The organism is Actinoplanes regularis, from assembly GCF_900188005.1.
GTDB classification, from domain to species: Bacteria; Actinomycetota; Actinomycetes; order Mycobacteriales; family Micromonosporaceae; genus Actinoplanes; species Actinoplanes regularis.
The window spans coordinates 570,633-592,684 of the sequence record NZ_FZNR01000001.1; the positions used below are offsets into that span (position 1 = coordinate 570,633).

Genomic DNA, 22,052 nt, shown 5'->3' on the forward strand with positions numbered 1-22,052 from the left:
TGGCAACGGCCACGTACTGGCTATTCCGGGCAGTGATTGGGAAGGATGTGGACACCCTAGAAGCCCAGCGTGGAAGGCTCTGTCATGCGACACATCTCCGGTCCCGTCCGATGACCGCGCAGCTGCTCATCGGGCCGGTGCTGCGCCGGGTCGTCGGCGACCGCGCCACCGTCTGGGTGGAGACCAGCGGGCCCGCGCGGGTGCGGGTCGAGGCGGGCGACGGAGCCGGCGGGACGGCGACCACCTTCTGCGCGTTTGGACACCACTACGCCCTGATCGTGGTGAGTGGCCTGGCCCCGGACTCGGCCCACGCGTACCGGGTGTACCTGGACGACCATCAGGTCTGGCCGGCCGCCGGCTCGCCGTACCCGCCCTCGGTGATCCGGACCCGGGCCGCCGACGACAGCGCCCAACCGGTCTCCCTGCTCTTCGGCTCCTGCCGGCAGGGCACCCCGCAGGCAGTCAGCCGGCGCCTGCCCCCGGACGCGCTGGACGCGTACGCCCGGCGCCTGATGGCCGACCCCGGGCACCGCCCCGACCTGCTGGTCCTGCTCGGCGACCAGGTCTACGCGGACGAGACCTCGCACAAGGTGCGCCGGTTCCTGCGCCGGCACCGCCCGGCCGGTCACGAGCAGCCGGCCGACCAGGTGGTCACGTTCGAGGAGTACACCAAGCTCTACCTGGAGTCCTGGCGCGATCCCGAGGTGCGCTGGCTGTTCTCCACCGTACCGAGCGTGATGATCTTCGATGACCACGAGATGATCGACGACTGGAACACCTCGGCCTCCTGGCGGGCCGAGATGTCCCGGCAGCCGTGGTGGCGGGAGCGGATCTCAGGCGGGCTCGGCTCCTACTGGATCTATCAGCACCTGGGCAACCTGAGCCCGGACGAGCTGGCCGCCGACCCGCTGTTCCAGAAGGTGTCGGCCGCCGAGGACGCCACCGATCTGCTGCGCGAGTTCGGTCGCCAGGTGGACGAGCCGGACTCGGCGGAGAACACCGACCGGCCGTATCAGTGGAGCTTCGCCCTCGACGTGGGCCGTACCCGGCTGGTCGTGCTCGACAACCGGTGCAACCGTGTGCTCACCCCGGGCAGCCGGGCGATGCTCCCGGCCGCCGAGTGGGGCTGGTTCCTCGACCAGGCCCACGGCGAGTACGACCACCTGGTCGTCGGCTCGTCCCTGCCGTGGCTGATGCCGCCCGCCATCCACCACCTGGAGGCCTGGAACGAACGGGTCGCCGAGTCCCACCGGCCCCGGTGGGCCGCGTTCGGCGAGAAGGTGCGGCGGGCCTTCGATCTGGAGCACTGGGCCGCGTTCGGGAAGTCCTTCACGGCGCTGGGTGAGCTGTTCCGGCGGCTCGGGGAGGGTGGCCTCGGCGCGCCCGGGCACCGGGTCGGCGCCGGCGGGGCGTACGCGGCCCCCGCCTCGATCAGCGTGCTCTCCGGGGACGTGCACCACTCCTATGTGGCCCGGGCCGACTTCGGTCCCGCCATGGCCACCCCGGTGATGCAGCTGACCTGCTCACCGATCCACAACGAGGTGCCGCTGCCGCTGCGGCCGCTGATGCGGGTCAGCTGGCTGCCACCGGTCGCCCGGATCGCTCGGGGCCTGGCGAAGTCGGCCGGGGTGGTGAAGCCGGCGATCCGGTGGAAGCGGACGTCCGGGCCCTACTTCGGCAACGCGCTGGGCACGCTGACCCTGGACGGGCACGCCGCCGCCGCGGTGATCGAGGGCACCAACGGCGACGGTCACCTGTACGAGGTGGCGGCGACCACGTACCGGCCCTGAAATCGCATGGCGGCCGATCGACTTTCGCAGCAGGATGTCGTCGATGACTACCTGGACCGCGCCCGAGGCGCATCGCGAACCCGAACCGATGACCGGCGACGAGCGGGCAATGCTCCAGGGCTGGCTGGACTGGCACCGGCAGACCCTGCTGCGGAAGTGTGCCGGCCTGACCGCCGAGCAGCTCAAGCTGGCCAGCGCTGAACCGTCCAACCTGACCCTGCTCGGCCTGGTCCGGCACATGACCGGGGTCGAGCGGTGGTGGTTTCGCACCAACGCCGCCCAGGAGGCCGACGCCGACGACCTGTACTGCACCGAGGACAACCAGGACGGCGACTTCGACGACGTCGCCACCGCGAACGCCGAGGCCGACCTCGCCGCCTTCCGGGCCGAGATCGTGGTCTGTGACAAGGCGGTAGCCGGGCTGTCGCTGGAGCACGAGTTCCCCGGCCGGCGCGGCCCGATCAGCCTGCGCTGGGCCTACCAGCACATGATCGAGGAGTACGCCCGGCACAACGGTCACGCCGACCTGATCCGGGAGCGGATCGACGGCGTGACCGGGGACTAGCGCCTAGTCGCCGAGGTGCGGGATCGTCGACTTCCCCTCGTCCCGCACCGTGAAGCTGCTCATCGCGTCACCCTCGCCGCTCTCCTGGACCACCACCGCACCGTCGGCGCCCTCGGCGAACACGTACATGCCGCCGACCTCGATCAGCCGGCCCTTGCCGCCGGGCGCCAACGGGAAGGTGAAGATCTGGTCCTCCTTGCCGGCGTCACAGGCAGTGGTCTTGAGGTTCAGCGGCTGCCCGCCGCCGGGCGAGTTCACGTGCAGGCACCAGGCCTCGCCGCCCTCGATCATCTTCGCGGTCTTGAGCAGGTACCGGTCGCCGCCGACCTCGACCGGCGACGGCACGAAGAGGGCCTTGTCGCCGAGCCGGTCGGTCAGGGCCACGACACCGTCGGAGCCCACGGTCAGCATCTTCCGGCCACCCGACTGCGCGGTCGCGAAGACCAGTTGACGGTCCGCGCGGACCGGCGCTCCCGGGCCGACGGGCGCGATCCCGGCCGGAGTGGTCGACCCGCTCTCCGTCGGCGGAGCCGTCGAGGCCGGCGCGCTGCTCACCACGGGCGCCGAGCCGTCCGCCGGAGCGGAAACCGGGTCGCTGGAGGAGCAGGCCGCGGCGCTCAGGACGAACAAGCTACCGCCGGCGAGCAGACCGATCTTGGCCACAGCTGACATGACGTTCCTTCCAGATGGTGTGCCTCGGTGAAACATCACCCATCTTGGACGGGTCACCCCGAACCGCGCCAGGCACACCGGTCCGGCATCAAACCGGCAGATCGAGCACCTTTCGCAGGTACGGCAGGTGCTCCGGCCCGGTCCACCGAGATGCCGACAGCTTCGCCGACCTGGCGCCCCGGATCACCCGGTCGTCGTCGTCCACGAAGAGCACGTGCTTCGGCTGCTCGCCGAGCGTGAGACAGGCCTGCTCGAAGTACTCCGGCGCCGGCTTGTGCACCTTCATCTCCCACGAGCTGAGGACCAGGTCCACCTCGTCGGTCAGGCCGAGCGCGTCCAGGTCGCCGCGGAGCCGGTCGGTGGCGTTGGTGGCCAGCCCGACCTTGCGGCCGGCGGCGCGCACGCCGCGGACGAACTCCAGCGCCTCCGGGTCCACCTCACCCCGGTACGCCTGCCACTCGGCGACCGCGGCGGCCGCCTCCGGCTCGTCCAGCGGCAGCCGGCTCGCGACCAGGCCCATCCACTCCGCGTCGGTGATCTCGCCGGCCATCGCGGGCCGGTAGATGTCCCAGGACATCGCGGTCTCCAGCAGGGCGGCCGGGGCGAGGCCGTACCTCACCTCGACGGCGATCATCGGGGCCGGGTCCCAGCGGCGCAGCACGCCGTCCAGGTCGATCAACAAGGCCCGGGCGCGGTCGCGCATCTTTTACTGGTCCTCCATGTCAGATCAGCCCTCGGTCCGCTCGGGGGTGGCGGCGGGCTCATTTGTCGCGTCGGGGCTCAGCCGCTGGCTGATCACCTGCGTGACGCCGGCCCGCATGGTGACGCCGTACAGCGCGTCCGCGACCTCCATCGTCCGCTTCTGGTGCGTGATGATGAGCAGCTGACTCTTCTCCCTGAGTTGCCGGAAGAGCGTAATCAACCGGCCCAGGTTCACGTCGTCGAGGGCCGCCTCGACCTCGTCCATGATGTAGAAGGGCGAGGGGCGGGCGCGGAAGATGGCGCAGAGCATGGCCACCGCGGTGAGCGAGCGCTCGCCACCGGAGAGCAGCGACAGCCGCTTGATCTTCTTACCCGGCGGGCGGGCCTCGACCTCGACGCCGGTGGTCAGCATGTCCTCCGGGTCGGTGAGCACCAGCCGGCCCTCGCCGCCCGGGAAGAGCACCTGGAAGACGGTCTGGAACTCACGGGCGGTGTCGTGGAACGCCGAGGTGAACACCTCGAGGATCCGGTCGTCCACGTCCTTGACCACGGTGAGCAGGTCCTTGCGGGTGGCCTTGAGGTCCTCGAGCTGATCGGAGAGGAACTTGAAGCGCTCCTCGAGCGCGGCGAACTCCTCCAGCGCCAGCGGGTTGACCTTGCCGAGCATGGTCAGGTCACGTTCCGCCTTGTTGGCCCGCTTCTCCTGGGTGGCCCGGTGGAACGGGACCGGCTCGGGGGCCGGCTTGCCATCCTTCTCCGCGGCGGCCACGTCCGCCTGGGTCGGCGGGACCAGCTGCTCCGGGCCGTACTCACCGATCAGCGTCTCGACGTCGAGCGAGAAGTCCTCGGCGGCCTTGGCCTCCAACTGCTCGATGCGCATCCGCTGCTCGGCCCGGGCCATCTCGTCCCGGTGCACCTCGCTGGTCAGCCGCTCCAGCTCGGTGACCAGGCGCTTGGCGGTGGCACGCACCTCCTGGAGCTCGGCTTCCCGGCTGGTCCGCTCGTGCGCGATGCGGTCGCGCTCCTCGGCGGCCATGGCCAGCGAGATCCGGACCCGGGCGAGCGCGGTGTTCGCACCCAGCGCGACCGCACGGGCGATCTCGGCGCCCCGGGCGCGGGCGGCCCGGCGGGCCGCGGCCCGCTCGCGGGCCTGTCGCTCCTGATTGGCCTGGCGCAGCAGCGAGTCGGCGCGGCCGGCGATGGAGGAGACCCGCTCCTCCGCCGTACGCACGGCCAGCCGCACCTCCATCTCGTTCTGTCGGGCCTGCGGCACCAGCGCGGCCAGCCGGTCGCGCTCCTCGGTCGACGGCTCCTCGTCGAGCGGGGTGTCCTCGGCCAGCTTCAGCCGCTCCTCCAGCTCGGCCACCCGCATCAGGTCGGCCTCCCGGGCCGCCTCGGCCTTCTGCCGGGAGGCGCCGAGCCGCTCGCTCTCCGCCTTCGCCGAGCGGGCCGCCGCGCCCAGCTCGGCCAGCCGGCGGGCGGCCGCGTTCCGCTCGCCCTCGGCGGCCCGCTTGGCCTGGGCGGCCGTCGCCACCGCCTGCTTCAGCTCGGCGACCCGCGCGCGCACCTCGCCGAGCTGCTCCTTGAGCTCGGCGATGGTCTGCTCGGCGGTGGCCCGGCCGGCCTTCGCCTCGTCGACCGCCGCCTGCACCTCGATGTAGCTGGTGGCCTTCGCCGAGCCGCCGGCCGCCGCCCAGGCGCCCAGCACGTCGCCGTCCGGCGTCACCGCGCGCAGCTCCGCGTTCGCGGCGACCAGCGCGGTGGCCGCGGCCAGATCGGCGACCAGCACCACGTCGCGCAGCGCGCGGTTGAGCGCCGGGCGGATCTGCTCCGGGCAGTCGATCACGTCGGGCGCCCAGAGGGCGCCCTCCGGCAGGTTCGGGCGCAGGCTGTCCAGCGAGCCCTGCGAGCCGGGCCCGGCCGGGGCGGCGATGACCAGCGCGGCCCGGCCGGCATCGGCGATCTTGAGGGTACGGACGGCCTCCACCGCCTCGTCCAGACTCGCCAGCGCCACCGAGTCGGCGAGCGTGTCCAGGGCCGCGGAGAGCGCCGCCTCGTGGCCGGGCCGGACGGTCAGCATCGACGCGAGGCTGCCAAGCAGGCCCGGCACCTGGCCGGACCGGGCCAGCAGCGCGCCCGCGCCGTCCTTGCGCCGCAGCCCCAGCGCCAGGGCCTCCTCACGGGCCTTGAGACTGGCCGCGTCCTTCTCGGCGGCGCGCTCCGCGTCGGAGAGCTCGCGCACCACAGCGGCGGCCCGGTCGTGCGCGGCGACCGCCTCGTCGTGCCGGGCGTCCAGCTCGACGTTGTCCCGATCGGCGTCCGACGACTCGGCGGAGACCACGTCGACCTCGGCCTGCGCCGCCTCGGCCCGCATCAGCGCGTCCTCGTGCGCGGCCGCGAGCCGTTCGATCTCCTCGGCCGCGCTGGTGGTGCGGGCCCGCGCCGCGTTCACGTTGCCGGCCAGCTTGGCCAGGCCCTCGCGGCGGTCGGCGATCGCCTTCGCGGCCGCCCGCAGCTCGCCCTCGGCGGCGGCGAGCTGGCGTTCCAGCTCCTGGCGGTGCTCGACGGCCTCGGCCAGCCGCATCTGGTCGTCGGTGAGCGCCTCGCGCAGCTCCTCCTCCTGCTCCCGGACCCGCTCGGCCTCGGCCTCGAGCATGTCCGGGTCGCGGCCCGGGCGCTCGTCGTCCGGGGTGGCGGCCAGGTGCCGCAGCCGCTCACTGGCGAGCTGCTCGGTGGAGCGGAAGCGTTCCTGCAGGGTGGAGAGCTTGTACCAGGTGTCCTGGGCGGCCTGCAGCAGCGGCGCGTCCTCGGCGTGCGCCAGCTCCAGGTCGGCCAGCATCCGCTGCACCTCGCGGTTCTCCGCCTCGACCTCGCCGCGCCGCTCACGCATCGCCGACTCGTCGGCGATCTCCTTGTCCAGCGTCGTACGCAGGGTGAACAGGTCGTCGGCGAGCAGCCGGAGCCGCGCGTCCCGCAGGTCGGACTGGATGCCAGCGGCTCGCCGGGCCACCTCGGCCTGCCGGCCCAGCGGCTTGAGCTGACGGCGCAGCTCGGCGGTGAGGTCGGTCAACCGGTTCAGGTTGACCTGCATCGCGTCGAGCTTGCGGATCGCCTTCTCTTTGCGCTTGCGGTGCTTGAGGACGCCGGCCGCCTCCTCGATGAAGGAGCGGCGGTCCTCCGGCTTGGCGTGCAGCATCGCGTCCAGGCGACCCTGGCCGACGATGATGTGCATCTCCCGGCCGATGCCGGAGTCGCTCAGCAGCTCCTGGATGTCGAGCAGGCGGCACGAGTTGCCGTTGATCTCGTACTCACTGGCGCCGTCGCGGAACATCCGCCGGGTGATCGAGACCTCGGTGTAGTCGATCGGCAGCGCGCCGTCGTTGTTGTCGATGGTCAGCGTCACCTCGGCGCGGCCCAGGGGCGCCCGGCCGGCCGTGCCGGCGAAGATGACGTCCTCCATCTTGCCGCCGCGCAGCGCCTTCGCACCCTGCTCGCCGAGCACCCAGGCGATGGCGTCGACGACGTTGGACTTGCCGGAACCGTTCGGCCCCACCACACAGGTGATGCCCGGCTCCAGCCGCAACGTGGTGGCGGAGGCGAAGGACTTGAAGCCCTTTACCGTCAGGCTCTTGAGGTGCACGGATCTCCGAGTGTTGACGATGGTCTGCTGGGTGGCAGGCTACCCGCCCGGCCCACGCGGGGCACGGCTACGCCGCGCCCGGCCGATCACCGGCGGCCAGAAAATCCGCCTGAGAGACCCCGTTTCGGTCACTGTCACCCCAAAAAACTGCGCGCCGCCACAAACTGTGGAGGCGCGCTTTTCTTTGATGCGTTTTGTGGTGCGAGGGGGATTGAACGCCGGTCGGTCACCCCGCAGAAACGTCCCGGCGGTCGGTGGAGCTCAGGTCAGTGCCGGCTCGGTCAGCCGTAGAATGTCATCCGCTTCGGCGGCTGCCGCCGCCAGACGATCATTTTCCGCCCGGAGGCGGGTGACCTCGAACTCCAGGGCTTGCACCCTGGAACGCAGTCGGGTGACCTCGTCGAGCAGGCGCCGATCGGGCGCCGCACCTACGTGGCCGTAGAGGGCCTTCGCCATCGTGACTCCTTGTGACGCGGTGCGTCTCGTATTGAATGCTTCGCCGGACCACAGCCGGCCAATGTGCGCCCAGCGCGAACTGACGCACCGAAGCACTCACGGGCACGCGTGAGCACAGAGTCCCGCCACTGTCATGGTGGAATTCTTTAGATGCGAAGACTCAAGCACCGAAACAAGTCGAGGCATGAGTGGGCGCGACTGGCGACATCTCCATAGTCCGCCGATACCCATGCTCCGTCAAGCCGAGCGTTCACGGTCGCCCGGCCGACATTAGTGAATCACGCCACCAGGGGGTCTTGAACAGCGATTATGCGCGTTCCCGGCGACATCGGGGCCCCGGTGGGACACTGCACGGCCGATTCACTGGATGAAGTTTGATCAACACCGTATGCGTTGGAGACCCCTCAGGGCCACTCATTTGATCAAGAAACTGCGATCCCGGCGCGAATCAGCGGGACCGAGAAGGGGCGATTCGCCGCCGGAGTGGGGCCGCCCGGGCTTGATCAGATCAGGCGTGAAACCCACTCGAACAGCGTGGCGTTTCGGGCAAAAACGGGCAAACACGGTCGACAAATTAGGACAAAGGGTGCTTATTTCTGTCGCCTAGCTGACATGCTCCGGTGGCTCGGGCCCACTCTGTCGTTGCCCCCAGCGTGAATCCGACCCCGTCGCGCGAGCACATCTGTCTGCTCACCGGCGGCGGGTACCCGTACCGTCGGGACGCACTCGGAGGTTGGTGCCGGACGCTCGTCGAAGGGCTGCACCGGTTCCGCTTCGAGCTGCTCACCGTCACGGACCGGGAACTCCCGTCCGCCCCCGCGTACCCGCTTCCACCCAATGTCGGCTCGGCGCGCGCCGTCGCGCTCGGCCACGAACCGGCCCGCTCCGGGCGGCGCCGCGCCCAACTGCCCGAGGGTGCCGCCGACGCGGTCACCCAGTTCTGCCACGGCCTGCTCGACGAGTCGGCCCCCGACCGGTTCACCGCGGGACTGCGGTGGATCGCTGAAGTGTCCGGCAACCGGCCGAATCCACTGACCCGCCTGCCCCTCGCCGACAAGCTGCTCGACGTGTGGTGGGCACGGCAGGACGCCGCGGTGGAGGAACTGCCGAGATTCGGCGTACGCGACGCGCGGATCGTGGCTGCCCTGCTGCGGCACGCCCTGCGCGCTCTCGCCGTGCCGGTGCCCGAGGTCGACCTGGTGCACTGCGTGGGCGGAACGACACCACTGCTCGCGGCGCTCTCCGGCCGATGGCGCAGCGGCACACCGCTGCTGCTCACCGAGGCCCGCACCCCGGTGGCCCGGCAGCGGCCGACCGAGGAACGGCACTCCCCCGCGGTCCGCCTGCTCCTGCGCCGGTTCCGCGCCGCCGTGGCCCGCACCGGGTATGCCGAGGCGGACCTGATCGCCCCGCTCAGCGGCTACCACCAGACCTTCGCGCTGGAACACGGCGCGGATCCGGCCCGCCTGATCCAGGTGCCGGCCGGGGTCGATCCGAAGGAGTACCCGGGCGCCGCCGAGATCGACTCGCCGCCGACCCTGGTGTGGGCCGGCAGCGGTGGACCGGACAGCGGCCTGACCCTGGTGCTGGACGCGTTCACCGAGATCGCGGCCGCCCTGCCGGACGCGGTGCTGCACCTGGTGGGGGTCACCGAGGCGCACGAGGAACACTGCGCCGACCAGATCGAACGGACCGGGCTCGCCGGCACCATCCGGATGCATCCGCTCCCCGCCGACCCGTGTGAACGGTTCACCGTCGGTCAGGTGGTGGCGCACGTGCCGGGGCCGTCGGATCCACCGTCCCGCCTGGTCGAGGCGATGATGTCGGGCCGCCCGGTGGTGGCGCTGGACATCGGACCGGCCGGCGAGACGCTCGGCGAGACCGGCGTGGTGGTGCCCGCCGACGACCCGTCCGAGCTGGCCATCGCCATCGTGGACCTGCTGCGGGCGACGCCCCGGCGGCGGGCGCTGGGTGGCGCGGCCCGCCGGCGCGCGCTCGACCACTTCACCGCCGACAGGGTGATGCGGGTGTACGGCGCCCTCTACACCGATCTGGCCGAGCCGCCACCGGAGCCGGCCATCGAACTGGCGCTCGCGGTGCCGGCGCCCCGAACTCCGACGCCGGCCACGTTGCGCTGGCTGACCAGGGAAGACTGAAATGACGATCACTCCCCCACGCGGGACGGGCGGGGCCACGCGTGCCGCCTCCCGCAACCGGCGGCGCCGTCCGCAGGTGCCGGGCGAGCCGCGGCACGCGGCGAACGCGCCGGCGTTCGAGGAGGCGCCGGCCCCGTGGCGCCGGGCCGATCAGCCGGGAGCACACTCGGGCGAGGGCCCGAGCGGGTGGTTCACCGACGCTTCAGCCGAGTACCGGCCGACCGCGGAGCACGGTCCCGATCCGTCGTTCCGGGCCCCGTCGCCACGTGCCGGGCACGGCTTCGAGCCGCCGGACGGACTGGGTGCGCAGCTGTACGAGGTGATGTCGGACTCCGAGCGGGAGGCGGCGGTCGCCGAGACGTTGCTGTTCGTGCGGCCGGTCTTCGCCGACGAGTCGCCGGCCGGTTCGACCGAGAACATCCTCTTCACAGGGCAGGCCGAATGGGACGCGGCGGCGGAGCGCTACCTCGCGGCCCGGACCGTCGATCCGGTGGACGAGGAGCCACCGGACTCCGCGCGGGACGGGCGGCGTGAGGTCAGCCCGTTGACGGAGACCTTCCTGTTCGGACCACCGGCCCGGCATGCGCAGGAGCCGCGGTCGCCGATCGACGGGGCGGCGGAGACGCTGCTCTTCGCGGGCCTGGCCCGGGCTCTGGCGACCCGGTTGGAGCCGGTCGAGGAGCCCGGCGCGGTGGCGTGGGACGGGTCGGCCCACCCCGATGACGGGGCGGCGCCGGCGGAGCCCATGAACGGGCCGGGCTGGGCCGAGCCCGTCAGTGAGCCGGCGTGGGTCGAACCCGTGAGTGAGCCAGCGTGGGTCGAACCCGTCAGTGAGCCGGCCTGGGTCGAACCCGTCAGTGAGCCAGCGTGGGTCGAACCCGTGGGCGAGCAGGGCTGGGCTGAACCCGGGAGCGAGCCGGCCTGGGCCGAGCCTGCGGCCGAGCAGGGCTGGACCGCGCCCGTGGACGGGCCGGGCTGGGCGGTGGAGCCTCGGTTCGCGGCGGCCAATCCGGCGTACCGGGAGGTCGCGGAGATCGACCAGCGCATCCCGGAAGGTCATCTCCGGGATTGGGCGGAGCTGGATCGTCAGCCGGCCGCGCCGCTTCCGGCCGATCTCGGCTGGGAGAGCGCGCAGGACGGGCAGGCCGTCCGGCATGGACGGCGCAACCGCGCGCTGAGCACCCCCGCAGCCGATCTCGGGATGGTGCCGGAGCGGGCCCAAAGCACTCCCGTCGCCGATCTCGGGATGGGAGCGGCAGGGCTCGTCGACGTCGAGCCCGTCGTCGACCGGAGTTACCCCCGGGCCGCCGAGGACATCCGGGAGCTGGACCAGCAGCAGCTCGCCGACGGCTCGCCGGAGCTGAGTCCGGAACGGATCGCCAAGGCCGCGGCCGCCGAGGCCGCCTGGAAGGCGTTCGCCGAGGGCGAGCGGGAGGCGGGCGCCGAGATCCGCACCGGCCGCCGGGCGAAAAGCCGCTGGATGACCTCGCTCACCGGCTCCCAGCCGGAGCTGGAGGCGGCGAGCCCGCCGAAGCGGCCGGGCTTTCTCTGGCCGGTGTTCCTGCGCTGCCTGCTCTACCTCGGCCCACTCAGCGTCGCGGTCGCCGGTGCCGGCGCGCTGGACCGGGTCGCGTGGCCGGTTCCGGCCATCACCCTGCTGCTCGGCTGGTCCGCGGCGCAGGCGCTGACCAGTGTCGGCGTCACGGTCTCCCGGCGGGCCGGGCCCGAGCCGGCGGTACGCCTGGTCGGCGCGGGCTTCGCGATCGTGACCGTGCTCTGGTGCGCACTGGTCTGGATCGCCCCGGCGTCGCTGCTCGGGCCCGATCGGCTGCTGGCCGCGTCCGTCGGGGCCGGCGGGCTGGCCACCCTCGCCACGGTGACCGCCGCCCTGGTCAGCCGCTCCGAGATCGCCGTGATCCGCTGGTACCTGCCCTGCTGGCTGCTTGGCGGCGCGGTGCTCGCCACCGCCGCCGGGGCCGGCTGGGCGCGGTACGTGCCGGTCGAGACGCTGCTGCCGGCCATGATCGTGGCGGTGCTGGTCCGGGCGTTCCGGCCGGCCGTGCTGCTCGGCCGCGAGTGCCGGATCCCGAGCCTGACCCGGGTGGAACGCCGGCGCGGCGTCGGGTACCTGGTCATCGGCATCGCCCAGGCGATCAGCGTGGCGCTGCTCTGGCGGGCCGGCACGGCCGGCACATCGTCCCTGGCCGCGCTGCCGCTGCTGGTCTCGGTGCCGATGCTGGAGGCCCTGATCGGCTGGCACACCGGGCGGATCGACGCCGGGCTGGACTCCACGGACAACCCCGCGGCGCTGGACCGGCGCATCCGGAACGTCACGATGATCACGCTGGCCGGGCTGTTCCCGCCGCTGGCCGGGGGCGGGGCGCTCGCACTGGCCGCGTACCAGCTCCCGTACACCCTGGCCAGCCTGGGCAGCACGCGGAACGCGGTGCTCGCGCTGGCCGCCGGAACCCTGCTGGGCGGGGTCTTCGCGATCACGTTCCTGCTGGCGGCGCGCGCCCGGATCGGCGTCGCCGCGACCCTGGCCACCATCCCCCCGCTGGCCACCCTGGCGCTGCCGCTGCTCCCGCAGCCCGGCGCCAGTCCCCTGCCGACCGCCGTCGCCGTCCTCGCCGCGACGCACGTGGCCGGCCTGCTCATCGTCGCCCTGACCGCCGCCGAACTCCGGAGGACTCCGTGAAAACCCTCTTCCCCACGTACGCCCACCCCGGCCCCGAGCTGGAGCTGGACACCGATACCTGGATCATCCACGAACGCCCCGGCGAGCGTCGCACCCTGCACCAGTCGCTGGGCCGGATCGACCTGGACTGGGGCAGCCGCTCCCTCGCCGACGTACTCACCGATGTGGACGCCTGGCGGGCCGACGGCGTGGAGGGCCTGTTCCTGGACCGCGCCCCGGCCGGTCACGGCGGCGTCGGCCCGGTCGCCCTGACCATCCGGCTGGCCGCCCGCCGCGGCCTGCACCGTGTCGTGCTCAATCCGGGGGTGCCGACGCATCCGCTCTACCGTGATCTCGGCGCGCGGATCTGCACCTTCGACGGCCCGTGGGAGGCATACCAGAGCTGGGACGGGGACGGCACCCGCCCCGGCGACGGCCACCTCGTGCACGGGGTGCCGGCCGGGATGCTCACCGCGGCGCGCCGGCTGATGGGCCGCCGCGGCGCCGGCTTCGGCCTGGCCACCGACGCGAGCCCGGACCTCAGCCCGGCCGGTGCTCCCGCCGGTGGCGGCCACAGCGGTGGCGCACACAGCGCCGACTGATCTCCGCGGTACGACCGGCGGAGTCCCGTGCCGTCGGCCGCACCGGCGCGACCGCGACCCGGCGCCGCGCTGACGTCGCGCGAGACCGGCACGGGGCTTGGCCGGTGGCCTGGCCACGGGGCTCCAATGGTCGTACCGCGGAAAGGGTTTTAGCGGGGTTTCGGCTGGCAGCGGGGGCAGCTGAAGGAGGAGCGGTTCATGAAGCTCTCCCGGCGCATGATGGCGCCGCAGCGCTTGCAGGGCTCGCCCTCGCGGCCGTAGGCGTTCAGCGAGCGGTCGAAGTAGCCGCTCTCGCCGTTGACGTCGACGTAGAGCTCGTCGAAGCTCGTTCCGCCGGCGACGATCGCCTCGGCGAGCACGTCGCGGACGTGCCCGAGCAGCCGCTCGACCGCGGGCCTGGTCAGCTTGTCGGTGGGCCGGGTGCCGTGCAGCTTCGCCCGCCACAGGGCCTCGTCGGCGTAGATGTTGCCGACGCCGGAGATCAGGGTCTGGTCGAGGAGGGCGCGCTTGACCTCGGTGTGCCGGCCGCGCAGCCGGGCCGAGAACGCGGCGTCGTCGAAGAGCGGGTCCATCGGGTCACGGGCGATGTGCGAGATCTCGTCCGGCAGCTCCGCGCCGCCCTCGGAGACCGACAGACCGCCGAACGTGCGCTGGTCGACGAAGCGAAGCTCGGGCCCGTCGTCGGTGAACGTGAACCGGACGCGCAGGTGCTTCTCGTCCGCCGCGGTCGCGGGCTGCATCAGCAGCTGGCCGCTCATCCCGAGGTGGGCGATGACCGCGTCGCCCGAGTCGAGGGGCAGCCAGAGGTACTTGCCTCGGCGGGCGACGTCGAGGATGGTGCGGCCGGTGAGCACGGCCGCGAAGTGGGCGTCGCCGGGCAGGTGGCGGCGGATCGACCGCGGGTGGTGTACCTCGACCGCCGAGATAGTGCGGCCGGTCACCCACTTGGCCAGGCCGATCCGGACGGTCTCGACCTCGGGAAGCTCGGGCAAGGGGGGTCCTCACATCGTGTAGGGCCAGATGGTGATCATGTAGGCGCCGTACCAGAGGCCGAAGACGGCCCACGCGGTGATCGACAGGACCGCGACCCGGGGGCGGGCGCGGGCGGCGGCGACCATCGCCGGCAGCAGCGTCAACAGCACGGGCAGCAGCAGCCGTGGCTTCGAATGATAGAAACCGGCCTGCCCGTAGACCAGGATCATCGCGACGACGCCGTAGACCGCGAGCGGCGGCCACGGCCTGGCGGCCAGCGCGACGCCGGCCGCCGCGAGCGCGGCCAGCAGGATCAGGCCGACGCTGATCTGCACCCAGCCGTCGGCGCCGGTGAACGTCGCGTGCAGGAAGACGGCCGTGCTGCGCCCGTAGTCGAACGAGGTGCCCCAGCCGGCCGTCTGGATGCGGAACCAGGCGGTCCAGTCGCCGACCCGCCAGCCCACCCAGGCCAGGAAGAGGGGGACACCGGCGAGCGCGGTCGCCGCGGCCGCCAACGGCTTGATCCGTTCGGTGGAGTCCCGGACCGCCATGATCGCCGCGACCGCGAGGGCGATCGCGGCGGCGGCGCCGGTCGGGCGGGTCAACGCGGCGCCCAGACCGAACAGCGCGGCCGGCAGCCAGACCCGCCGGTGGGCGGCGACGAACATGCCCGCCACCAGGGCCAGGAACAGACTTTCCGAGTACGCCATGGACAGCACCACGGAGACCGGCGCCGAGCAGCAGATCGCCACCAGCGCCCAGCCGGCCCGCTTGCTGTAGAGCGTGGTGCCGAGCAGGTGCAGCGCGACCGCCGCCCCGATCGAGGCGAGCCAGGCCACGCCAACGGCGGCGGTCCCCGGGGCGACGCCGAACATCGTGACGCCACGGATCAGCGCCGGGTAGAGCGGGAAGAACGCCAGCTCGTTGGCTTGCAGGACATGGTTGGCGTCGTACGTGTACCCGTGCGGATACCCGTTCATCGCGACCCGCAGGAACCAGCCGCCGTCCCAGACCAGCAGCCGCTGCCAGACGCCGCCGTTCTCGGTCGACGCGCCGCCCAGCCACCAGACCATCAGCAGCTGGCCGACCCGGGTCAGCGCGAGCAGCCCGACCGCGACGGCGACGCCGCGCCCGCCGCCGGCCTTCTCCCAGAGGGTCTCCGGTGGCTCGACCGCGTCCGGCGCCACCGGCTCCGCCTCACTCGGGCTTGTCGTCGTCATCGGCTTCGTTCCGCTCGGTGAGCGTCCGCCAGGCGGCCGCGGCGGCGCGCTGCTCGGCCTGCTTCTTGCTGCGGCCGTCGGAGCCGCCGTACCGGACGCCGGCCACCACCACCCAGGCGGTGAACGTCTTCGCGTGATCCGGACCGGAGTCCTCGATCACGTAGTCCGGCACGCCCAGCCCGAGGGCCGCGGTCAGCTCCTGCAGGCTGGTCTTCCAGTCCAGGGCGGCGCCCCGGCCGGCCGACTCGGCCATCAGCGGGTCGAACAGCCGGTGGATCACCTCGCCGGCGACCTCCAGGCCGTGCTCCAGGTAGATCGCGCCGAGCAGGGCCTCCAGGGTGTCGGCCAGGATGCTGGCCTTGTCCCGGCCGCCGGTGGTCTCCTCACCCTTGCCGAGCAGCAGGTGCGGGCCGAGGCCCTTGTCGCCCAGGCCGCGCGCCACATCGGCGAGCGCGTGCATGTTGACCACGCTGGCCCGCAGCTTGGCCAGCTGGCCCTCGGGCAGGTCCGGATGGTTGTGGAAGAGGGCCGACGTGATCACCACGCCGAGGACGGAGTCGCCGAGGAACTCCAGGCGCTCGTTGGTGGGCAGACCGCCGTTCTCGTACGCGTACGAGCGGTGGGTCAGCGCGCGTTCGAGCAGGTCGGGCTCGAACGGAATACCGAAAGCCTCTTCCAGGGGGATCGTGGGGGGACGGCGGCGCTTGTCAATCATGCGATACCTCGTTGTACGTCAGCACGGGGTTGTCAGAAAGCGACGTGACGATGGCCGCGATCGCGGCACGGCGATGCAGGTCGGCGGCGAAGGCGATGCCGCCCGCGAGATCGGCTCCGGTGGCCGCGCCGTGGCAGACCACGACGACGCCCTTGACGCCCAGCAGCACCGCGGCACGGGTGCTCTCGGGGCCGCCGAGGCGGGAATAGCTCGCTTCCAGCGCCTTCAGCAGGACGTTTCCGGTGAATCCGTCGGTGACCACGACGTCGGCGGCCTCGCCCAGCACGACGTCGTGCCCCTCGACCAGGCCGATGTACCGGGGCAGGCCGGCGAGCCGTCGCGGCATGGCGCGACGCAGGCGGTCGCCCTTGCCGGGCTCGGTACCGATGGTGAGCAGGCCCACGCGGGGCTCGGGAACGTCGTGGACGGCGGTGGCATAGGCGGCGCCGAGCCGGGCGTGCACGGCAAGGGTCTCCGCGTCGGGATCGACGGTGGAGCCCACATCGAGCAGGACCAGGTGGCCGGTGGCGGTGGGTAGCACGGCGGCCAGCGGAGGGCGGCGGACGCCGGGCCAGCAGCCCAGGGCGCGCGTGGCGGAGACGACCGTGACCGCGGTGTCGCCGGCGGAGACCACGGCGTCGGCGCGGCCCTCGGCGACGGCCCGGACGGCACTGTCACCGAGAACGACGGTGATGCGATGGCGTTGCGCCGGCTCGAGGGCGGCGAACACCGCGTCGGTGGCCTCGGCCGGTCCGACGAGAATCAGGTGCAGGGACGGATCGTCCTGTACGGCACGCAGAGCGCCGTCAACCACGACGGCGGGAGCATGGTCCCCGCCGAGGAGGTCGACGGCGATCCGCGCGGTGCCCGGCTCCCCGACAGTCCGCTGTCCGGGAGCCGTGGCACCGGTGGAACGCCACTGCTCAGGTGCGACCCGCCCGATGATCGGGCGCGTCACTCGGTGTCGTCAGACCTCGAGGACCTGACGGCCGTTGTAGGTGCCGCAGACCGAGCAAGCGGTGTGCGGCAGCTTCGGGGACTTGCACTGGGGGCAGGCCACGGTCGAAACCGCGGTCGCCTTCCAGTTCGCCCGGCGCGAGCGGGTGTTGCTGCGCGACATCTTGCGCTTGGGGACGGCCACGGTTCCTACTCCTTAGAATCTTGCTTTTGGTGCGGCGAAGCCGCCCCTGGCGACTCGGCTGACAGGTTGCGAAGAGCGGCCCAGCGGGAATCGACTTCCTCATGACCGTGATCGGCCGGAAGATCGTCGAAGTGCACCCCGCACTCGGGGCACAGCCCTGGGCAGTCCGGCCGGCAGAGGGGGGTGGTCGGCAAGGTCAGCACTACCGCGTCCCGTACCGCCGGCTCCAGGTCGATGAGATCGCCCTGCATCCGGCCCACTTCGTCCTCGTCGGTGGTCTCCTCCGTGGTGCTGTCCTCGTAGGCGTACATCTCCGCGAGGGACACCACGAAACTGTTGTCGATCTCGTTCAGGCACCGACCGCACTCGCCCTTGAGCGAGCCACGCACGGTGCCGTTGATGTAGACCCCCTCGGAGACCGACGTCATGCTCAGATCGAGCTCGAGGTCGGAGCCTTCGGGGACTGAGATCAACTCCAGGCCGAGGTCCGCCGGCGCCGGCACCACCCGGTTCAGGGCACGCGTCGCACCAGGCTGCCGGGGTAGCTTCGTCGTGTCGACGACCAGCGGCTGCCTGGGATCCAGGTGACTCTGCGGTGACTTGGGCATCATGTTCCTCAGCCATGGGTAGGCCAGCCGAAAACATTACCTGAGCTTGCGGGACGTCGTCGAATCGACCCCACGTTCGCCAGGAGCGGTTTCGGTCAGAAGGGCAGCGGGCGCTCCGCGTCCTCACCCTGGAAATTACCGATCTCGCGGAGTGCGTGCATTTTGTCACGGCCCCGCTCGATCGATGCCAGCGCCCGGGTCAGGAACTGCTCGAAGTTAGCCAGCGCGGTGTCGACGTAGTCGTCGACCTCCTCCCGCAGGCGCTGCGCCTCGGTCCGCGCCTCGGCGATGATCCGGGAGCCCTCGTGCTCCGCCGAGACGGTGATCTCGTTGACCGAGACCAGGCGGGTGTGTTCGGCCTCACCCTCGCTGATGATCCGGTCCGCCTCCCGGCGGCCGGCATCGACGATCCGGTCCCGCTCGTCCAGGACCGCCGCGGCCTTGCGCAGCTCGGAGGGGAGCTCGGCGCGGAGCTCCTCCAACCGCTCGATCATCTCGGCCCGATCGAACATGAAGTTCGTCCGGGACATCGGAACCGAACGCGCGTCCTGGACGATCTCGATGAGCTCGTCGATACGGTCGAGCGGATCCACCGGTTTCTCACTCCCGTCGTCGAACCGCCACCCAGCGTGGTGCGATCACGTTACTGTGCCGCCGCCCCGCCTGGTTTCGGCGCGCCGGTGGCTCCTAATTCTGCTTCAGCCGGTTGACCAGCCGTGCCAGCACCGGGTCCGGCAGGTACGCCGAGGCGTCGCCACCCCACTTGACCACGTCCTTGACCAGACTGGAAGAGAGGAACGAATAGAGGGGGTTGGTCGGCATGAACAGAGTCTCCACACCGGAGAGCCCGATGTTCATCTGCGCCATCTGCAGCTCGTAGTCGAAGTCGCTCACCGCGCGTATGCCCTTGACCACGACCTCGGCACCCTGGTCGCGACAGAAGTCGACCAGCAGCCCATGGAAGGACATCACCCGGACGTTCTTGTACGGGGCGGTCACCTCGCTGAGCATCTCGAGTCGTTCCTCGACGGGGAACATCCCGGTCTTCGACTGGTTGATCAGAACCCCGACGATCACCTCGTCGAACAGCCGGCTGGCCCGCCCGACGATGTCGAGGTGACCGTTCGTGACCGGATCAAAGGAGCCGGGACACACAGCTCGTCTCATGATCGGCGACCGTACCAAAGTGTGGTCTCGCCGTAGCGCCGGGTGCGGTCCCCGACCAGACCATCCACCCAGCTCAACGGCTCTGTCCGAGTGGAACGCTCGAACACCACCACGGCCTCCGGGGCCAGCCACCCGTTAGTGAGCAGCTCTCGTTGCAGAGTGTCCATCTCGTCGTTACCCACCGCGTAGGGCGGATCCGCGAAGACCACGTCGTACGGTTCACCGCCCGGCGGAGTGGCGAGCACCTGCAACACCTTCCCGGTCACCAGGCGTGCGGCCGCGCCTACTTTCAGTGCCACGACATTGTCGCGGACCACCTTGGCCGCCCTGGCGTCCGATTCGACCAGAAGAGTGTGATCTGCCCCGCGGGACAACGCTTCCAGGCCAACCGCGCCGGATCCGGCGTACAGGTCGGCGAACCGCGCACCGGACAGATCGGTCATCGAATCCAGGGCGCTGAAGAACGCCTCCCGGACCCGGTCCGATGTGGGTCGCGTCTGCGGGCCGGAGAGGGTGTGCAGCCGCCGGCCGCCGTGGGCACCGGCGATGATCCTGGTCATCGGCGCCGGCCGTAGTTCTTCACAAGCACAGCAAGACGCTACGCCAGAGCCGGCCCGGCCCACGCGGAACTCTCCCGGGGCCACTCCCGGCGCCCACTATGAACCGTCCCATGGGGTCCTCGGGCATTGGTCACCGCCGTGCGATTTCACCACACTTGCGGGCTTGTTTGGGCACTCAGCGCATTCGCAAGATTCCATACCGTCGACTGAAGATCTCAGATGCGCATCAACACCCTTGGAGCGCGCTTAAGTGTTTCGCCGGGCGTGGGACGTGACTAAGGTCAACGCCGCTGTGTCGTCGGTACGCCGCCGACACGACGACGCGGGGAGGTGTCGTCGTAGACCGGCTGCTATCCACAGCCGTCTCCGTCTCTCTTCCTGTGAGTCCCCCTGTTCCCCTCCGCAGGAGAAGGCGTGAAAATCAAGTCATCACTTCGCCGTACCGCAACGCTCCTCGCGGGAGCGGTGGTCGGTCTGACGGGTGTCGTGGCCATCGCCACCCCCGCCAGCGCCCACGACGCCACACTCAAGGGTTCTACGGTGTGCAGCACCGACGGTAAGAACCTCGTCACCTGGACGATCAAGAACGACTTCGGGACCCCCGCAACGCTGAACAAGCTGGTGATCCCGGCGAACGGCACCAAGCCGGTCGACGAGAACGGCCACGAACTCACCGAGGGCTACGTGGTGCCCGCCGCGAAGAGCTGGAAGGAGTGGGGCACGGTCGTCTTCACCCAGAAGATCGACAGTGGCACTGAGGCCACCCTCTCCTTCCGGGCGTCCTGGGCGAAGGACGGCTTCACCGAGAAGTCGGACGACACGGAAACCGTTAAGCTCGTCCAGGGCTGCACCGACACGGAAACCACGTGTGAGGCCAGCAAGACCGAGTTCAACCACACGTTCGCGCTGGTCGACGGCAAGTGGAAGGCCGTCGTAACCCTGGACGAGAAGTCCAAGCTCTGCCAGGAGGAGCCGGTCACCCTGGTCTCCTACTTCGCGCCGAGGCCGAACGACAACAACGGCGACAACTGGCCGCAGTACCAGTACGACAGCCAGACCGACACGATCACGGACCAGAAGCGGTCCATCACGCTGGAAGTCGCGGCGCCGGACTGCAACACCCAGGTCGACCTGTTCTTCGGCGCCAAGATCATCAATCCGATGGAGAAGGACGGCGCCCGCTACGGCAACACCAAGCTGGGCAGCGACACCGGCCTCGGCTCGCGCTCCAAGGGCCCGCAGGGCTGGTACAACGGCGGCACCAAGGCCTGCACCACCCCGGCCGTCACCACCGTCCCCAACTGCATCGGCGAGCAGGCGATCAACCTCACCAACACCGGTGAGCTGGGCAAGTACGCGGTCGACTTCACCGTCAAGTACGGCGAGACCACCAAGATCGTGAACGTCGCCCCCGGCAAGTCCGAGTCCCTCATCATCCCGGCCGGCGCCGGTGACGTGACCGTGAGCGCCGACGGGCTCGAAACGAAGACGTACAGCTGGAGCCGTCCCGAGGACTGCGCCCCGCCGGCCGTCACCATCCAGAACGACTGCACCGACGTCTCGGTCGTCATCGACAACCCGAAGGACGTCACCCCGGTGACCGCCAAGGTGACCTACGGCGAAGAGACCAAGACCGTCACGGTCAAGGCCGACTCCGAGGAGAAGGTGACCTTCAAGCTGACCGAGGTCAAGTTCGCCACGGTGGCCTTCGAGGGCCTCAACCTGGAGCCGCTGAAGGTCGCGGTCAAGGACATCGAGTGTGGCCCGACCGAGACCGCGTCGCCCTCCACCACCCCGGTGGCCAGCGACGAGCCGTCCCTGCCGGTGACCGGTGCCGCTGCCGGCAGCATCGCGGGCATCGCGGTTCTGCTGCTCGGTGGCGGTATGGCGATGTTCTTCATCGCTCGCCGTCGCAAGACCAAGTTCACCGCCTGATAGCGGCAGCTACAGCGCACTGAACTGAAGGGGCGCGCCGACCGAAAGGTCGGCGCGCCTTTTCGTTGTGGATCCGGTTCGCGGGAGACTGCCGAATGGCGCGGATGTGCCCGCAGTAAGCGGCCCCATCAGCCGAATCAGCTTCGGAGCGACCTCCGAAGTCGACGATCCAGGTCGAGACCTTCAGCCGGGGCCTCGTGCCGGATGACGAACCGGCGCTGGTGGATGTACTCGACCTTGACAGCGGAGTTGAAGGCCTCGGCAGCGGCGTTGTCGAGGGCGGAGCCGGCCCGGCCCATCGACTGCAGCACACCCAGTCACCGGCACGCCTTCTCGTAGGCCTCGGACGTATCTTGGCTGCCGCGGTCGCAGTGAAGATCACCCCGTCCACGGTGTCACCCCGGGTGGCGGCCATGTTCAGTGACGCCTCAACCGGTTCGGCGTCGTGAGGTTCGGCTGTCAGATGATCATGAA

Annotated in this window: 20 protein-coding genes; 6 read left to right on the forward strand and 14 right to left on the reverse strand. The window is 71.0% G+C overall.

Annotation, left to right across the window (positions count from 1 at the left end):
* Positions 1-110 precede the first annotated feature (110 nt).
* On the forward strand, positions 111-1,790 hold the full coding sequence (locus CHC09_RS02465) for an alkaline phosphatase D family protein (RefSeq protein ID WP_089291267.1): 1,680 nt from the start codon (positions 111-113) through the stop codon (positions 1,788-1,790).
* Between the two features lie 43 nt (positions 1,791-1,833).
* Entirely contained in the window at positions 1,834-2,355 is a 522-nt protein-coding gene (locus CHC09_RS02470) for a DinB family protein (RefSeq protein ID WP_089291268.1), read from the forward strand.
* A gap of 3 nt (positions 2,356-2,358) precedes the next feature.
* Here CHC09_RS02470 and CHC09_RS02475 read toward each other — a convergent pair whose 3' ends face one another.
* From CHC09_RS02475 to CHC09_RS02490, 4 genes are all read right to left on the reverse strand, one after another.
* Positions 2,359-3,027, reverse strand: a complete 669-nt coding sequence (locus CHC09_RS02475) for a hypothetical protein (protein WP_143232190.1) — start codon at positions 3,025-3,027, stop codon at positions 2,359-2,361.
* An 88-nt stretch (positions 3,028-3,115) separates the two neighbouring features.
* Positions 3,116-3,730, reverse strand: a complete 615-nt coding sequence (locus tag CHC09_RS02480; protein WP_089291270.1) for an HAD family hydrolase — start codon at positions 3,728-3,730, stop codon at positions 3,116-3,118.
* Positions 3,731-3,754: 24 nt separating this feature from the next.
* Positions 3,755-7,369: a chromosome segregation protein SMC gene (gene smc, locus CHC09_RS02485; protein ID WP_089291271.1), complete on the reverse strand. Its 3,615-nt coding sequence runs from the start codon at positions 7,367-7,369 to the stop codon at positions 3,755-3,757.
* Positions 7,370-7,630: 261 nt separating this feature from the next.
* The gene (locus CHC09_RS02490; protein ID WP_089291272.1) at positions 7,631-7,825 is read right to left on the reverse strand and encodes a hypothetical protein; all 195 of its coding nucleotides are present in this window, start codon (positions 7,823-7,825) and stop codon (positions 7,631-7,633) included.
* A 653-nt stretch (positions 7,826-8,478) separates the two neighbouring features.
* On the opposite strand from CHC09_RS02490, the gene CHC09_RS02495 reads away from it, so the two are divergent.
* From CHC09_RS02495 to CHC09_RS02505, 3 genes are read left to right on the forward strand one after another with little or no spacing between them, the layout of a single operon-like run.
* Positions 8,479-9,981 (forward strand): DUF3492 domain-containing protein, encoded by a 1,503-nt coding sequence (locus CHC09_RS02495; protein ID WP_089291273.1) that lies wholly within the window; start codon positions 8,479-8,481, stop codon positions 9,979-9,981.
* A gap of 1 nt (position 9,982) precedes the next feature.
* Entirely contained in the window at positions 9,983-12,679 is a 2,697-nt protein-coding gene (locus tag CHC09_RS47370) for a hypothetical protein (RefSeq protein ID WP_143232191.1), read from the forward strand.
* Entirely contained in the window at positions 12,676-13,260 is a 585-nt protein-coding gene (locus tag CHC09_RS02505) for a spherulation-specific family 4 protein (protein WP_089291274.1), read from the forward strand. Before CHC09_RS47370 ends, CHC09_RS02505 begins: the two co-directional genes overlap by 4 nt.
* Positions 13,261-13,409: 149 nt before the next feature.
* Here the strand turns inward: CHC09_RS02505 and mutM are convergent, their stop codons facing one another.
* From mutM to rsmD, 9 genes are all read right to left on the reverse strand, one after another.
* A complete protein-coding gene (mutM, locus tag CHC09_RS02510) occupies positions 13,410-14,252 on the reverse strand; it encodes a bifunctional DNA-formamidopyrimidine glycosylase/DNA-(apurinic or apyrimidinic site) lyase (protein WP_089291275.1) in 843 nt (280 codons plus the stop codon).
* Between the two features lie 9 nt (positions 14,253-14,261).
* Entirely contained in the window at positions 14,262-15,452 is a 1,191-nt protein-coding gene (locus CHC09_RS02515) for a mannosyltransferase family protein (RefSeq protein WP_089291276.1), read from the reverse strand.
* Entirely contained in the window at positions 15,430-16,167 is a 738-nt protein-coding gene (rnc, locus tag CHC09_RS02520; RefSeq protein ID WP_089291277.1) for a ribonuclease III, read from the reverse strand. The genes CHC09_RS02515 and rnc overlap by 23 nt, the downstream gene beginning before the upstream one ends.
* The gene (locus CHC09_RS02525) at positions 16,160-17,023 is read right to left on the reverse strand and encodes a phosphate acyltransferase PlsX (RefSeq protein ID WP_239138073.1); all 864 of its coding nucleotides are present in this window, start codon (positions 17,021-17,023) and stop codon (positions 16,160-16,162) included. Before CHC09_RS02525 ends, rnc begins: the two co-directional genes overlap by 8 nt.
* A 111-nt stretch (positions 17,024-17,134) precedes the next feature.
* The gene (gene rpmF, locus CHC09_RS02530) at positions 17,135-17,308 is read right to left on the reverse strand and encodes a 50S ribosomal protein L32 (RefSeq protein WP_014694262.1); all 174 of its coding nucleotides are present in this window, start codon (positions 17,306-17,308) and stop codon (positions 17,135-17,137) included.
* A gap of 5 nt (positions 17,309-17,313) precedes the next feature.
* Positions 17,314-17,916 carry a YceD family protein gene (locus CHC09_RS02535; protein ID WP_089291821.1) on the reverse strand — a complete coding sequence of 201 codons (603 nt, stop codon included), beginning with the start codon at positions 17,914-17,916 and terminating at the stop codon, positions 17,314-17,316.
* 95 nt (positions 17,917-18,011) lie between these two features.
* Positions 18,012-18,509 (reverse strand): SPFH domain-containing protein, encoded by a 498-nt coding sequence (locus tag CHC09_RS02540; protein ID WP_089291279.1) that lies wholly within the window; start codon positions 18,507-18,509, stop codon positions 18,012-18,014.
* Between the two features lie 94 nt (positions 18,510-18,603).
* Positions 18,604-19,083, reverse strand: coding sequence for a pantetheine-phosphate adenylyltransferase (gene coaD / locus CHC09_RS02545; protein WP_089291280.1), 480 nt, complete (start codon positions 19,081-19,083; stop codon positions 18,604-18,606).
* Positions 19,080-19,643, reverse strand: coding sequence for a 16S rRNA (guanine(966)-N(2))-methyltransferase RsmD (rsmD, locus tag CHC09_RS02550; RefSeq protein ID WP_089291281.1), 564 nt, complete (start codon positions 19,641-19,643; stop codon positions 19,080-19,082). The genes coaD and rsmD overlap by 4 nt, the downstream gene beginning before the upstream one ends.
* Positions 19,644-20,057: 414 nt before the next feature.
* Here rsmD and CHC09_RS02555 point away from each other — a divergent pair, with 414 nt between their 5' ends.
* Positions 20,058-21,578, forward strand: a complete 1,521-nt coding sequence (locus CHC09_RS02555) for a cell wall anchor protein (protein WP_143232192.1) — start codon at positions 20,058-20,060, stop codon at positions 21,576-21,578.
* Between the two features lie 137 nt (positions 21,579-21,715).
* Here the strand turns inward: CHC09_RS02555 and CHC09_RS46090 are convergent, their stop codons facing one another.
* Positions 21,716-21,889, reverse strand: coding sequence for a hypothetical protein (locus CHC09_RS46090; RefSeq protein ID WP_179276922.1), 174 nt, complete (start codon positions 21,887-21,889; stop codon positions 21,716-21,718).
* Positions 21,890-22,052: the final 163 nt, after the last annotated feature.